This is a genomic window from Nocardia sp. NPDC057663 (genome assembly GCF_042799895.1).
In the GTDB taxonomy this organism is placed as follows: Bacteria; Actinomycetota; Actinomycetes; order Mycobacteriales; family Mycobacteriaceae; genus Nocardia.
The window spans coordinates 69,708-83,269 of sequence record NZ_JBHVHX010000013.1; the positions used below are offsets into that span (position 1 = coordinate 69,708).

Annotated in this window: 12 protein-coding genes; 7 read left to right on the top strand and 5 right to left on the bottom strand. The window is 69.6% G+C overall.

From position 1 onward, the window contains the following. The first annotated feature begins 5 nt into the window (after nt 1-5). Genes ACFVAV_RS24275 through ACFVAV_RS24285 form a run of 3 tightly spaced genes read left to right on the top strand, consistent with a single transcriptional unit; the run spans nt 6 to nt 2,763 of the window. Nucleotides 6-884, top strand: coding sequence for a CoA transferase subunit A (locus ACFVAV_RS24275; RefSeq protein WP_379037465.1), 879 nt, complete (start codon nt 6-8; stop codon nt 882-884). Further along, the gene (locus tag ACFVAV_RS24280; protein WP_379037467.1) at nt 881-1,681 is read left to right on the top strand and encodes a CoA-transferase subunit beta; all 801 of its coding nucleotides are present in this window, start codon (nt 881-883) and stop codon (nt 1,679-1,681) included. Before ACFVAV_RS24275 ends, ACFVAV_RS24280 begins: the two co-directional genes overlap by 4 nt. After that, nucleotides 1,678-2,763, top strand: coding sequence for an NAD(P)H-dependent flavin oxidoreductase (locus tag ACFVAV_RS24285; protein ID WP_379037468.1), 1,086 nt, complete (start codon nt 1,678-1,680; stop codon nt 2,761-2,763). Before ACFVAV_RS24280 ends, ACFVAV_RS24285 begins: the two co-directional genes overlap by 4 nt. 188 nt (nt 2,764-2,951) lie before the next feature. On the opposite strand, the gene ACFVAV_RS24290 is transcribed toward ACFVAV_RS24285, so the two are convergent. The 5 genes from ACFVAV_RS24290 to ACFVAV_RS24310 form a co-directional block, all read right to left on the bottom strand. Continuing rightward, nucleotides 2,952-4,913 carry a molybdopterin-dependent oxidoreductase gene (locus ACFVAV_RS24290; protein WP_379037469.1) on the bottom strand — a complete coding sequence of 654 codons (1,962 nt, stop codon included), beginning with the start codon at nt 4,911-4,913 and terminating at the stop codon, nt 2,952-2,954. 99 nt (nt 4,914-5,012) lie between these two features. Then, nucleotides 5,013-6,173: an acetyl-CoA C-acetyltransferase gene (locus tag ACFVAV_RS24295; protein WP_379037594.1), complete on the bottom strand. Its 1,161-nt coding sequence runs from the start codon at nt 6,171-6,173 to the stop codon at nt 5,013-5,015. 44 nt (nt 6,174-6,217) lie between these two features. Further along, a complete protein-coding gene (locus tag ACFVAV_RS24300; protein ID WP_379037471.1) occupies nt 6,218-6,829 on the bottom strand; it encodes a TetR/AcrR family transcriptional regulator in 612 nt (203 codons plus the stop codon). Nucleotides 6,830-6,892: 63 nt separating this feature from the next. After that, nucleotides 6,893-7,690, bottom strand: coding sequence for an SDR family oxidoreductase (locus ACFVAV_RS24305; protein ID WP_379037472.1), 798 nt, complete (start codon nt 7,688-7,690; stop codon nt 6,893-6,895). Beyond that, a complete protein-coding gene (locus tag ACFVAV_RS24310; RefSeq protein WP_379037474.1) occupies nt 7,687-8,874 on the bottom strand; it encodes an acyl-CoA dehydrogenase family protein in 1,188 nt (395 codons plus the stop codon). The genes ACFVAV_RS24305 and ACFVAV_RS24310 overlap by 4 nt, the downstream gene beginning before the upstream one ends. 55 nt (nt 8,875-8,929) lie before the next feature. Between ACFVAV_RS24310 and ACFVAV_RS24315 the strand changes: the two genes are divergently transcribed. From ACFVAV_RS24315 to ACFVAV_RS24330, 4 genes are read left to right on the top strand one after another with little or no spacing between them, the layout of a single operon-like run. Continuing rightward, the gene (locus ACFVAV_RS24315) at nt 8,930-10,480 is read left to right on the top strand and encodes a FadD3 family acyl-CoA ligase (protein WP_379037475.1); all 1,551 of its coding nucleotides are present in this window, start codon (nt 8,930-8,932) and stop codon (nt 10,478-10,480) included. Beyond that, nucleotides 10,477-11,346: an enoyl-CoA hydratase gene (locus ACFVAV_RS24320; protein WP_379037476.1), complete on the top strand. Its 870-nt coding sequence runs from the start codon at nt 10,477-10,479 to the stop codon at nt 11,344-11,346. The genes ACFVAV_RS24315 and ACFVAV_RS24320 overlap by 4 nt, the downstream gene beginning before the upstream one ends. Next, on the top strand, nt 11,347-12,489 hold the full coding sequence (locus tag ACFVAV_RS24325) for an acyl-CoA dehydrogenase family protein (RefSeq protein ID WP_379037477.1): 1,143 nt from the start codon (nt 11,347-11,349) through the stop codon (nt 12,487-12,489). Further along, a complete protein-coding gene (locus ACFVAV_RS24330; RefSeq protein ID WP_379037478.1) occupies nt 12,486-13,541 on the top strand; it encodes an acyl-CoA dehydrogenase family protein in 1,056 nt (351 codons plus the stop codon). Before ACFVAV_RS24325 ends, ACFVAV_RS24330 begins: the two co-directional genes overlap by 4 nt. Nucleotides 13,542-13,562: the final 21 nt, after the last annotated feature.

Consider the following 13,562-nt stretch of genomic DNA (forward strand, 5'->3'; position numbering starts at 1 on the left):
GCGCCATGCGCGACAAGAGAATGACGCTCGACGAGGTCGTCGGCGAGCTGCGCAGCGGCATGACCATCGGCATCGGCGGCTGGGGTTCCCGGCGCAAGCCGATGGCGCTGGTGCGCGCGCTGCTGCGCTCGGATGTCACCGATCTGACCGTGGTCACCTACGGCGGTCCCGACCTGGGTCTGCTGTGCTCGGCGGGCAAGGTGCGCAAGGCGTACTACGGCTTCGTCTCGCTGGATTCGGCGCCCTTCTACGATCCGTGGTTCGCCAAGGCGCGCACCGAGGGCGCGATCACCGTGCGCGAGATGGACGAGGGCATGGTGAAGTGCGGCCTGCAGGCCGCCGCGGCCCGGCTGCCGTTCCTGCCGATCCGGGCGGGTCTCGGTTCGTCGGTGATCGACTTCTGGGACGGCGAGCTGAAGACGATCCAGTCGCCCTACCCGGCCGCCGACGGCAGGACCGAGACGCTCGTGGCGATGCCCGCGCTCACCCTCGACGCCGCCTTCGTGCACCTGGACCTGGCCGACAAGCACGGCAATGCCGCCTACACCGGCGTCGACCCGTACTTCGACGACCTGTACTGCCTGGCCGCCGAGCGGCGCTACGTCTCGGTGGATCGCCTCGTCGAGACCGACGAGCTGGTGAAAGCCGTTCCGCAGCAGGCGATCATCCTCAACCGGATGCTCGTCGACGGGGTCGTCGAATCGCCCGGCGGTGCGCACTTCACCTTCTCCGGCAGCTACGGCCGCGACGAGAAGTTCCAGAAGCACTATGTGGCCGCCGCGCAGACGCCCGAGTCGTGGGCCGAGTTCAAGGCCCGCTACCTGGATGTCTCCGAGGACGAATACCAGTCCGCCGTCCACGCTTTCGCCGAGGAGCAGAAATGAGTACAGCATCGCTAGGCGATTCCGTGAGGGGTGGCGGCCGGGAGACGGGCGGGCGCATTACTCGTGCTGAGGTCTGCGTCGTCGCCGCCGCGGAGATCTTCCGCGGGGCCGGTGAGATCATGGCGAGCCCGATGTCGACGGTCACCACCATCGGTGCCCGGCTGGCCCGGCTCACCTTCGAACCCGACCTGCTGCTGTCCGACGGCGAGGCGCTGTTCTTCGCCGAGGTTCCGGCGATCGGCGCGAAAGCCCCTGTGGAGGGCTGGATTCCGTTCTCCAAGGTGTTCGATGTGGTCGCCTCCGGCCGTCGGCACGTGGTGATGGGCGCCAACCAGATCGACCGGTTCGGCAACCAGAACCTGTCGGCCTTCGGTCCGCTGCAGCAGCCGACCCGGCAGATGTTCGGTGTGCGCGGCGCGCCGGGCAACACCATCAACCACGCCACCAGCTACTTCGTGCCCCGGCACAACAGGCGAGTGTTCGTCGACAAGGTCGACATCATCTCCGGCGTCGGCTACGACCGCATCGATCCCGAGAACCCGGCCTACCGCTTCCACCACCTGCACCGGGTGGTGACCAACCTGGGCGTGTTCGATTTCAACGGTCCCGACCACACCCTGCGCGCGCTGTCGCTGCACCCGGGCGTGAGCGCCGACGAGGTCGCCGAGAACACCTCCTTCGAGGTGGCCGAGCTGGGCACCGCGGGCGAGACCAGGCTGCCCACCGAGGACGAGCTGCGGATCATCCGTACTGTGCTCGACCCCAAGGGTTTCCGTGAGAAGGAAGTGGCGGCGTGAGCGCGCGGCTGCGGACTCCCCTGACGGAGCTGGTCGGTATCGAGCATCCGGTCGTGCAGACCGGCATGGGCTGGGTCGCCGGTCCGCGCCTGGTCGCGGCCACCGCCAACGCGGGCGGCCTCGGCATCCTGGCCTCGGCCACGATGACCTTCGAGGAGCTCGAGGCGGCGATCGCCAAGACCAAGTCGCTCACCGCCAAGCCGTTCGGCGTGAACATCCGCGCCGACGCGACCGACGCCACCGAGCGCATCGACCTGCTCATCCGCGAGCAGGTCAAGGTCGCCTCCTTCGCGCTCGCGCCGAAGCAGGACCTCATCGCCAAGCTCAAGGACGCCGGTGTCGTGGTGGTGCCCTCGATCGGCGCCGCCAAGCACGCGGTGAAGGTGGCCTCCTGGGGCGCCGACGCGGTCATCGTGCAGGGCGGCGAGGGCGGTGGGCACACCGGCCCGGTCGCCACCACGCTGCTGCTGCCGTCGGTGCTCGACGCGGTCGACATCCCGGTGATCGCGGCGGGCGGCTTCTTCGACGGTCGCGGCCTGGCCGCCGCGCTGTCCTACGGCGCGGCCGGTGTCGCCATGGGCACCCGCTTCCTGCTGACCCAGGAGAGCACCGTCCCCGAGGCAGTGAAGCAGGAGTACCTGGCGCGCGGTCTGCAGGACACGGTGGTGTCGGTGAAGGTCGACGGCATGCCGCACCGGATGCTGAACACCGAACTGGTCGAGAAGCTGGAGCACTCCGGCGGCTGGCGCGGCCTGTCCGCGGCGGTCGGCAATGCGGCCAAGTTCAAGTCCATGACCGGCATGAAGTGGTCGACGCTGATGCGCGACGGCCTGGCGATGCGCAAGACCAAGGACCTCAGCTGGTCCCAGGTCGTGATGGCGGCGAACTCGGCGATGCTGACCAAGGCCGGTCTCGTCGAGGGCCGCACGGATGCGGGCGTGCTGCCCGCGGGCCAGGTCACCGGCATCATCGACAGCCTGCCGACCGTGGCCGAGCTCATCGACGGGATCGTCACCGACGCCGTCGCCCGGATCGAGGCGATCTCGGCGCTGACCGTCGAGCCCGCCGCCGAGTCCCACTGACCCGGAGCCGTACCCGGCTCCCTCCACAAGCTCGCCCCGATCGACGGCCCAGAGCCAACCGTCGGTCCCATGGGGCGATCGAACACCGGACCCGGTGCCGCACTCACGAGGTGCGCATCGGGTCCGGTGCTCTTTTCGGCTCGGAGCGCGTCGGCGCGGTGCCGGGCAGATGCACCGGCGGAGTCACGTCAGCGGGGACGCACCTCGACGCGGTTGTCGTGGAACACCGCGCCGCCGCCGTAGTCCGAATCCCGTTCGGCGATGGTCGCGTTGACGGTGGCGCCGTTGGTGAACTTGGCCCAGCGGCCCTTCGTCGTCCCCGCGACACCCGGCCGGACCCGGTCCGACACCTCGGCCACGGCCTCGAACGACCCGCGCGCGTTGGACACCAGCACCGGCGCACCGTCGGCGATACCGCGGGCGCCCGCGTCGTCGGGATGCAACGTGATGGTGGATTCGCCCGCCCGGCGCCGCAATTCGGGGTTGCCGCCGAAGGAGGTGTTCAGGAAGTAGTGCGAGGCGGCGGAGATCAGCACCAGTCCGTCACCCCGGTCGGCCGGTGGCGTGTAGTCCGGGAGCGGATCGTGTCCGGCCAGTTCGGCACGCGCCGAGACGAATTGCAGTTTGCCTGCCGGAACGGAGCCGGGCTGGATCTTCAGGAAGCCGTCGGCCCGGAGCCGGTCCAGGTCGTGGCCCTTCAGCAGTTGCCTGGCCAGTTCCTCGTCGGAGTCGTAGAGCGCCGGTTCGGTGAGACCGAGGCGGCGCGAGAGCCTGCGGAAGGTCTCGGTGGTGGACAGGCATTCGCCCGGCGGTTCGACGGCGGGTTCGTTCCAGACCAGGTAGAGGTGGCCGTAGCCCGCGATCACGTCGAGGTGTTCGGGCTGCATGGTGGCGGGCAGGACGATGTCGGCGTAGTCGACGGTGTCGGTGCCGAAGTGCTCGAGCACGACGGTGAACAGGTCGTCGCGGGAGAGTCCGTCGATCACCCGGCGCTGGTCGGGGTTGGAGCCGACCGGATTCGCGCCGATCACGAACAGTGCTTTGACCGGCGGATCCTCGGTCTCGAGCAGGGCTTCGCCGAGCCGGGTCATCGACAGGGTGCGGACCGGGTGCGGCAAGAGGTCGTCGCGGACCAGCGCCGCGTCGTCGAGCCGGAAGTGGCCGCTGGTCGAATAGTGCAGTCCCCCACCGGGAATCGCCCAGTCGCCGGTGACGCCGGGCAGACAAGCCAGCACCCGCAATGCCATACCGCCGCCCGCGTGCCGCTGCATGCCTTGGGAAGCGCGGATGGCGGTCGGCCTGGTGCGGGCGATCCGCTCACCGAGCGCGACGATCCGCTCCCGCGGCACGCCGGTGATCGCCGCGGTGCGCTCCGGGGTGAATTCCATGACCCGGTAGCGGAATTCGGGCCAGCCCTCGGTGTGCTCGGCGATGAAGCGCTCGTCCTGCGCGCCGAGCGAGACGATGACGTGCAGCAGCCCGAGCGCGAGCGCGGCATCGGTGCCGGGCAGCGGCGCGATGTGCTCGTCACAGCGTTCGGAGGTCTTGGTGCGCACCGGGTCGATCGACACCAGGTAGGCCCCGCTGTCCTGCACGAACTTCCACAGGTGGTGGCCGGAGGTGAGCGGGTTGGTGCCCCACAGCAGGATCAGCTCCGACTTGGCGAAGTCCTCGGGATCCATGCCGCCGGAGGTACCGAGCGTGTAGCGCAGGCCGGTGCCGCCCGCGACCGAGCAGATCGTCGCGGCGTGGTGCGAGGCGCCGAGGACGTTGAACATCCGCCGGCCGGGATAGCCCTCGAGACCCTGTAGGTAGCCGAGGCTGCCGGTGCCGTGGAACGGCCAGATCGCCTCGCCGCCGAATTCGTCGACGATGCCGGTGAGCCGGGTGGCGATCTCGTCGAGCGCGTCGTCCCAGCTGATCCGCTCGAAGCGGCCCGAGCCCTTGGGCCCGACCCGGCGCAGCGGATAGCGCAGCCGGTCGGGCGAGCCGACCTGCTCGAGATAGCGATTGACCTTGACGCACAACGCGCCACGGGTCACCGGGTGCTCCTTGTTCCCCCGCAGCCCGGTGGCCGCCCCGTCCTCGACGGTCACCACCCATGAGCACGCGTCGGGGCAATCGAGCGGGCACGCACCGAGCACCTTCACCCGGTCCATCGTAGGCCCGGACGACCCGCGCGCTTCGACCAGTGAACGAAGTGTGGTCCCCGGCGGAATCCGCCGAGGACCACTAGACCTTCGTCCGGACTACTTGTCCGCGTCCAGCCGCTCGATGATCGTCACGTTCGCGGTGCCGCCACCCTCACAGATGGTGAGCAGGCCGTAGCGACCGTTCACCCGCTCCAGCTCGTGCAGCAGGGTGGCGAACAGCTTGGCGCCGGTCGCGCCGAGCGGGTGGCCCAGTGCGATGGCGCCGCCGTTGACGTTCACCTTCGCCGGATCGGCGCCGATCTCCTTGATCCAGGCCAGCACCACCGGCGCGAAGGCCTCGTTGATCTCGATGACGTCGATGTCGTCGATGGTCAGGCCGGTCTTCTCCAGCGCCCACTGGGTGGCCGGGATCGGCGCGCTGAGCATGAAGATCGGGTCGGCTCCGCGCGCGCTGACGTGGTGGATGCGGGCGCGCGGGGTGAGCCCGTACTCCTTGACGGCCCATTCCGAGGCGAGCAGGGTCGCGCTCGCGCCGTCGGAGATCTGGCTGGCGACAGCCGCGGTGAGCGGGCTGCCCTCGGCCAGCGGTTGCAGGCTCGCCATCTTCTCCATGCTGGTCTCGCGCGGACCCTGGTCCACGCGGAAGTCGCCGACCGGCACGATCTCGGCCTCGAAGCGGCCGTCGGCGATCGCGGCCCGCGCGCGCTCGTGGCTGCGCAGCGCCCAGCGCTCCATGTCCTCGCGGGTGATGCCCCACTTCTCCGCGATCAGCTGCGCGCCACGGAACTGCGAGACCTCCTCGGTGCCGTACCGCTGGTCCCAGCCGGTGGCGCCGAGGAACGGCGAATCGAAGCCGTACTCCTTGCCCGCGAGCATGGCGGCCGAGATCGGGATGGCGCTCATGTTCTGCACGCCGCCTGCGACGATGACCTCGGCCGTGCCGCTCATGATGGCCTGGGCGCCGAAGTTGATCGCCTGCTGGCTGGAACCACACTGCCGGTCGACGGTGACACCGGGGACGGCCTCGGGGTAGCCGGCGGCCAGCCACATGGTGCGGCCGATATTGCCCGCCTGCGGGCCGATGTTGTCGACACAGCCGACGATCACGTCGTCGACGACGGCGGGGTCGATGCCGGTGCGGTCGATCAGCCCGCGCAGGGCGGCGGCGCCGAGATCGGCCGGGTGGACACCGGCCAGCGCGCCACCGCGCTTGCCGACCGCGGTACGCACCGCATCGACTACATAGGCGTCACGCAACGGGGCGTACGGGCGACGCTCGGCGGATGCGGTCATGGGAACTCCTACTTCGCGGTGCTCCCGGGCACGGTGAGCCCGTCGAGCACGATGGTCAGATATTGCTGGGCAAGGCTTTGCACGGTGATCGCGCCACCGGGGGTGTACCAGCGGACCGCCACCCACACGGTGTCGCGCAGGAAGCGGAAGGCCAGTTCCACGTCGAGTTCGGGCCGGAAGCTGCCGTCGGCGACGCCGGCGGTGAGCACCTTGTGCCACAGGTCGCGGAACTCGGTGTTGAAGTCGCGGATGTAGCCGAAACGCTCGATGTCGCGCAGGTTCTTGGCCTCGGCCTGGTAGATGGCGACCGCGGCGTGGTGCCGGTCGAAGGCCTGGTAGGAGGCGATCACCAAGGCTTCCAAGGTCTCTCGCGAGCTGAGCCCGGCGGCCGCGATCTCGCGGTAGCGGCCGAACAGGTCGTCGAGGAAGCCGCGCAGGATCTCGTCGACCATCGACTCCTTGGAGTCGAAGTGGTGGTAGAGGCTGCCGGAGAGGATTCCCGCCGAGTCGGCGATGTCACGCACGGTGGTGGCACGCAGTCCACGTTCGGCGAACAGCTTCGCGGCGAGGTCGAGGAGTTCGTCGCGGCGAGTACGTTTCACGGTGTCGGATGCGGTCACGACGTCATCCTACAACCAAGCACTTGCTTGGTTTCTGGAAACTCCGCACTCGGGGGCCGCTCGTCATGCGCGCTGACTACTCACCGAGACCACCTCGCCGGTCAGGTACGAGGTGTAGTCGCTGGCCAGCATGGCGATCGTCGCGGCGATCTCCCACGGCTCGGCGGCGCGGCCGAAGGCCTCCCGCTCGCTCAGGGCGTCGAGCAGTTCGCTCGAGCTGACCTTGTCCAGGAACGGATGCCGCGCGATGCTCGGCGCGACGGCGTTGATCCGCACCCCGAACTCGGCGGCCTCCACCGCACTGCACCTGGTCAGCGCCATCACGCCGGCCTTGGCGGCAGCATAGTGCGCCTGGCCGTGCTGCGCGCGCCAGCCGAGCACGCTGGCGTTGTTGACGATCACGCCACCGTGGCCTGCCGACCGGAAGTACCCGAGCGCGGCACGGGTGCAGCGGAAGGTGCCGGTCAGCGTGATGTCGAGGACCTGATCCCACTGCTCGTCGGTCATGTCGACCACCGGTGTCTCGCCGCCCAGGCCCGCGTTGTTGACCATGATGTCGATCCGGCCGAGTTCGGCGGCGGCGTCGGTGAGCAGCTGGTTCACCTGCGCGGTGTCGCGGACATCACAGACCACGGCGCCGATCTTGCGCTCGGGGAACTCCTTGGCGAGCAGCTCGGCGGTCTCGGTGAGCCTGCGCTCGTGCCAGTCGGAGACGACGACGTCAGCGCCCTCTTCCAGCAGCCTGCGCGCGGTGGCCGAGCCGATACCGGTACCCGCGGCGGCGGTGATGACGGCCTTGCGGCCGGTCAGCAGGCCGTGGCCGGGGATCGACGGGGGCGGGACGGAGAGTGGGCCGGTCACGGGCGGGCCTCTCGCGGCAGGCCGAGCACACGCTCGGCGATGATGTTGCGCTGCACTTCGTTCGAACCTCCATAGATCGTGTCGGCGCGGCTGAACAGGTACAGCCGCTGCCATGCGGTCATGTCGTCAGGACCGAGGACCAGCCCGGCGGCGCCCTGCACCGCCATGGCGAGTTCGCCGAGCCCGCGATGCCAGTTACCCCACAACAACTTCGAGACCGACGCGCCACCGGCGTCGTCGACGTCCTCGCTCATGGTGCGCAGCGCGTGCGCGCGCAGGACCCGCAGGCCGACCCAGGCGTTGTCGATGCGCTCGGCGATCAGCGGGTCGTCCGCCGCGCCGGTCCGCCGGGCCAGCGCCTCGATGTCGGCGAGTTCGCGGGCGAAGCGGATCTGCTGGCCGAGCGTGGAGATGCCACGCTCGAAGGTCAAGGTGCCCATGGCGATGCGCCAGCCGTCGCCCGGCTCGCCGACGACCAGGCCGGCCTCGGTGACGGCATCGTCGAAGAACACCTCGTTGAATTCGGAGGTGCCGGTGAGCTGTTCGATCGGGCGCACCTCGATGCCCGGCTGATTCATCGGCACCAGCAGGTAGGACAGGCCCTTGTGCCTGCTCGACCCCTTCTCGGTGCGCGCGATGACGAAGCACCAGTCGGCGACGTGCGCGAGCGAGGTCCAGATCTTCTGGCCGTTGATCACCCAGCGGTCGCCGTCCAGGCGCGCGGTGGTGCTCACCGCGGCCAGGTCCGAACCCGCGCCGGGCTCGGAGTAGCCCTGGCACCACAGCTCGCTCACCGAGCGCACGCCCGGCAGGAATCGCTTCTTCTGTTCTTCGGTACCGAAGGCCAGCAGCGTCGGGCCGAGCAGTTCCTCACCCACGTGCGAGACCCGCGCGGGCGCGTCGGCCTTCGCGTACTCCTCGTGGAAGATGACTTGCTGGCGCACGCTGGCACCGCGGCCGCCCCATTCGACCGGCCAGCCGAGGCAGGTCCAGCCCGCCGCGGCGAGGTGCCGGTCCCAGGCCAGCCGCTCTTCGAAGAACTCGTGCTCACGCCCCGGCCCGCCGGTGCCACGCAGGTCACGGAACTCCCCGGCCAGGTTTTCGGCCAGCCAGTCGCGTATTTCCGCGCAAAACTCCGCGTCGGAGGTCGCGGTATCGGAATCTGAGGTCTGGATCACGCCCACGTCGGTAGGATAACCTACCAAGCACTTGCTTTGTTAGCCGATTGGTGAGGACCCCGTGACAACCCCTGCACAGACCACCCCGCAGGCACTGCGAGACGTCGCCGCGGCGCATCCGCACGAGCCGGCCCTGATCGACGGCGCGACCCGCCTGACCTGGTCCGACCTGCTCGACCAGGTCCGGATCGCGGCGCGCGCCCTGATCGCCCGCGATATCGACCGCGGCGACCGGGTCGCGATGTGGGCGCCCAATACCCATCACTGGGTGATCGCGGCGCTGGCCGCGCACTCGGTCGGCGCCGCGCTGGTGCCGCTCAACACCCGTTATGTCGCCGCCGAAGCGGCCGATGTGCTGGTCCGGGTGGACGCGAAGGCGCTGTTCGTCGCCGGGCCGTTCCTCGGTCGCGATCGCGCCGCCGAGCTGCGCGAGACCGCGCCGGAGCTGGAGATCGGCACCGTCGTGGTGATCCCGGTCGAGGGCGAATCCGCCGTCGGCGACGGGTCGCTGAGCTGGTCGGCGCTGCTCGCGCTGGCCGGGACCGTCACCGCCGAGGCGGGTGAGGAGCGGGCGAACGCCGTCTCCCCCGACGACATCTCCGACATCCTGTTCACCTCTGGCACCACCGGCCGCAGCAAGGGCACGCTCGTCGCGCACCGGCAGGCACTGGGCGTGGTGCGCGGCTGGGTCGAGTGCTCGACCCTGCGCGCGGGCGATCGCTACCTGATGATCCCGCCGTTCTTCCACAACTTCGGCTACAAGGCGGGCATTCTCGCGTGCCTGGTCACCGGGGCCACGATAGTGCCGCAGGCCACCTTCGACGTGCCCGCCGCGCTGGCGCTGATCGAGTCCGAGCAGATCACCGTGCTGACCGGCCCGCCGACGATCTACCAGACCATCCTCGAGCATCCCCAGCGCGGCGAGCGCGATCTGTCCTCGCTGCGGGTGGCGGTGACCGGCGCGGCGACCGTGCCGGTGGTGCTGATCGAGCGGATGCGCGACGATCTCGACTTCGAGGTGGTCATCACGGCCTACGGCCTGTCCGAGTCGGCCGGGTTCGGCACCATGTGCCGACCCGAAGACGACGCGGCCACCATCGCCAACACCTGCGGCGGCCCGATCGCCGACTTCGAACTGCGCCTGTCCGAGGCCGGTGAGGTATTGCTGCGCGGCCCCAACGTGATGCTGGGCTACCTCGACGATCCCGAGGCCACCGCCGAGGCGATCGATGCCGACGGCTGGCTGCACACCGGCGACATCGGCATCGTCGACGAGCGCGGCTATCTGAAGATCACCGACCGGCTCAAGGACATGTACATCACCGGCGGGTTCAACGTGTACCCCGCCGAGATCGAGCAGACCCTGGCCCGGCTCGACGGCGTCGCCGAATCGGCCGTCATCGGCGTGCCGGACGAGCGGATGGGCGAGGTCGGCAAGGCCGTTGTCGTCCGCAAGGCCGGATCGACGCTGTCCGCGGACGAGGTGATCGCCTTCGCCGCGTCCACATTGGCCAATTTCAAAGTGCCCCGGCTCGTGGAGTTCCGCGACCAGCTGCCCTACAGCGCGGCGGGCAAGGTGCTCAAGCGTGAGCTACGTGAGGAGAAGTCGTGAGTCCCGAAACCGAAACCGAGGTCGTCACCTACGAGGTGCGCGGACCGGTCGCCGTCGTCACCATGAACCGGCCCGAGTTCCGTAACGCGCAGAACTCGAAGATGACCTATGCCCTCGACGCCGCCTTCGTGCGGGCCGTCGAGGACCCCGACGTCAAGGTGATCGTGCTGGCGGGCAACGGGAAACACTTCAGCGCGGGCCACGACATCGGCACGCCGGGTCGCGACCATGATGTGCACTACGAGAACAAGGCCGCGCTGTGGTGGGACCACGTCGACCGCGCGGGCGGCGATCAGCGCTTCGCCCGCGAGTCCGAGGTGTACCTGGGCATGTGCCGCCGCTGGCGGGAGATCCCCAAGCCGACCGTCGCGATGGTGCAGGGCGCCTGTATCGCGGGCGGGCTGATGCTGGCCTGGGTGTGCGACCTGATCGTCTGCTCCGATGACGCCTTCTTCTCCGATCCCGTTGTCCGGATGGGCATTCCGGGTGTGGAGTACTTCGCGCATCCGTGGGTGATGGGTCCGCGCGCGGCCAAGGAGTTCCTCTTCACCGGTGACCGGTTCGGCGCTGCCCAGGCCAAGGAGTGGGGCATGGTCAACCGGGTCGTGCCACGCGAGGAACTCGAGTCCGAGGTGATGGCGCTGGCCGAGAAGATCTCCGCCATGCCGCAATTCGGGCTCGCGCTCACCAAGAAGGCCGTCAACCAGGCCGAAGACCTGATGGGAATGCGCACCGGGATGGACTCGGTCTTCGGGCTGCACCATTTCGCGCACGCGCACAATGCCGAAGTCGGCGCCGATTCACTGGGCGGGATGAATGCCCGTTCGATGAAGGGCGCCGCGACCGAACAGAACGGGACGAAGTAAGTGGATCTCGAGATCGACCCGGCAGTCCGGGAATTCCAGCTGGAGGTGCGTGAGTTCCTCGCCGCCAATGTGCCGAGCGAGCCGCTGCCCTCGATGGATACGGCGGAGGGATTCGAAGCCCATCGCGCCTGGGAGGCCAAGCTGGCCGAGGCCCGCCTGTCGGCGGTGTCGTGGCCCACCGAGTACGGCGGCCGTGATGCCTCCATCCTCGAGTGGGTCCTGTTCGAGCAGGAGTACTACGCGGCGGGTGCGCCGGGGCGAGTCGCCCAGAACGGCATCTTCCTGCTCGCGCCGACCCTGTTCGAGCACGGCACCGAAGAGCAGCTGGCCCGGATCCTGCCGCGGATGGCGCGCGGTGACGACATCTGGGCGCAGGCCTGGTCGGAGCCCGAATCGGGCAGCGACCTGGCGAGCCTGCGCTCGACCGCGCGGCGCACCGAGGGCGGCTGGATCCTCAACGGCCAGAAGACCTGGAGCTCGCGTGCCACCTACGCGGACTGGGCCTTCGGCCTGTTCCGCAGCGACCCCGAGGCGCAGCGTCATCACGGCCTGACCTACGTGATGTTCCCGCTCTCCGCCGACGGCGTGAGCGTGCGCCCGATCCCGCAGCTCGACGGCGAGCCGGGCTTCGCCGAGATCTTCCTCGACGACGTCTTCGTCCCCGACCGCGACGTGATCGGTGCGCCGAACGAGGGCTGGCGGGTCGCGATGGCGACCTCGAGCAACGAGCGCGGCCTGTCGCTGCGCAGCCCCGGCCGGTTCAGCGCGACCGCGCAGCGGCTGATCGACCTGTGGACCGAGACCGCCGAACCCACCGACACCGCCGCGCGCAATGCGGTGGTGGACGCCTGGATCGGCAGCGAGGCCTACCGGCTGCACACCTTCGGCACCGTCACCCGGCTGACCGACGGCGGGCAGCTCGGCGCGGAGTCCTCGATCACCAAGGTGTTCTGGTCCGAGCTCGACATCGCCATGCACCAGACGGGGCTCGACCTGCTCGGCCCCGCCGCCGAGCTGACCAGTAAGTGGACCGACGGCTACCTGTTCTCGCTGTCGGGCCCGATCTACGCGGGCACCAACGAGATCCAGCGCAACATCATCGCCGAGCGCATCCTCGGCCTGCCAAGGGAGAGCAAGCGATGAGATTCGCCCTCAGCACCGAACAACTCGATTTCGCCACCGAGCTGCGCAAGATTCTCGACGCCGGGCAGACGCCCGCCGCCGTGCGCGCGTGGGCCGAGGGCGACACCGCCAAGGGGCGCACGCTGCTGCGGCAGGTGGCCGAGATGGGTGTGTTCGGCCTGATCGTCGACGAGCAGTACGACGGCGCCGAAGCCACGCCGGTCGACCTCGTCGTCGCACTCGTCGAGCTGGGCCGCGCCGCGGCGCCGGGCCCGGTGATCGAATCGACCGCGGTGCTTCCGGCACTGCTGCAGCGTCTTCCGAATGCCGAGCCCGCGCAGCGCTGGCTGCCCGCGCTCGCGGGCGGTGCGCTGCTCGGCACTGTCAGCTTCGGCAGTCCGCAGCGCGGCATCGCCCTCGATGCCGACGTCGCCGATCTGGTGCTTGTCGCGGACGGCGGACAGCTGGCCGTCGGGCGCCGCACCCCGTCGGGCGACGAGCAGCCGGCCGATGCAAGCCGATCGCAGGGCGGGCCGATCGCCTCGATCGATCCGGCGCGCAAGCTGTTCCAGGTCGAGGCCGACGAGACCGTGGCCGACGGTGTTCAGGACGCCATCGACTACGCCTTCGATATCGGCGTCCTCGCCTGTGCCGCCCAGCTGCTCGGCGCGGGCCGCGCCCTGCTCGACCAGACCACCACCTACGCCAAGCAGCGCAAGCAGTTCGGCCGCGCGATCGGCGAATTCCAGGCCGTGAAACAGCAACTCGCCGACGTGCTGATCGCCCTGGACCTGGCCGAGCCGCTGCTCTACCGGGCCGCGCTCACTCTGGACTCCGGCGATCGCGCTCGCGATGTGTCGGCAGCCATCGTGGCCTGCGGCGATGCCGCCCACCGCGCCTCGCGTGCCGGTCTGCAGGTGCACGGCGCCATCGGCTACACCGCCGAATGCGACCTGTCACTGTGGATCACCAAGGTGGCGGCCCTGCGCACCGCCTGGGGCACCGCCGATTTCCATCGCGGACGCATCGCCGACGCACTGCGCGCGGCCGAACCCGCTGCCGCGGCGGTCTGAGGCAAGCGGATGCCGCTCCCC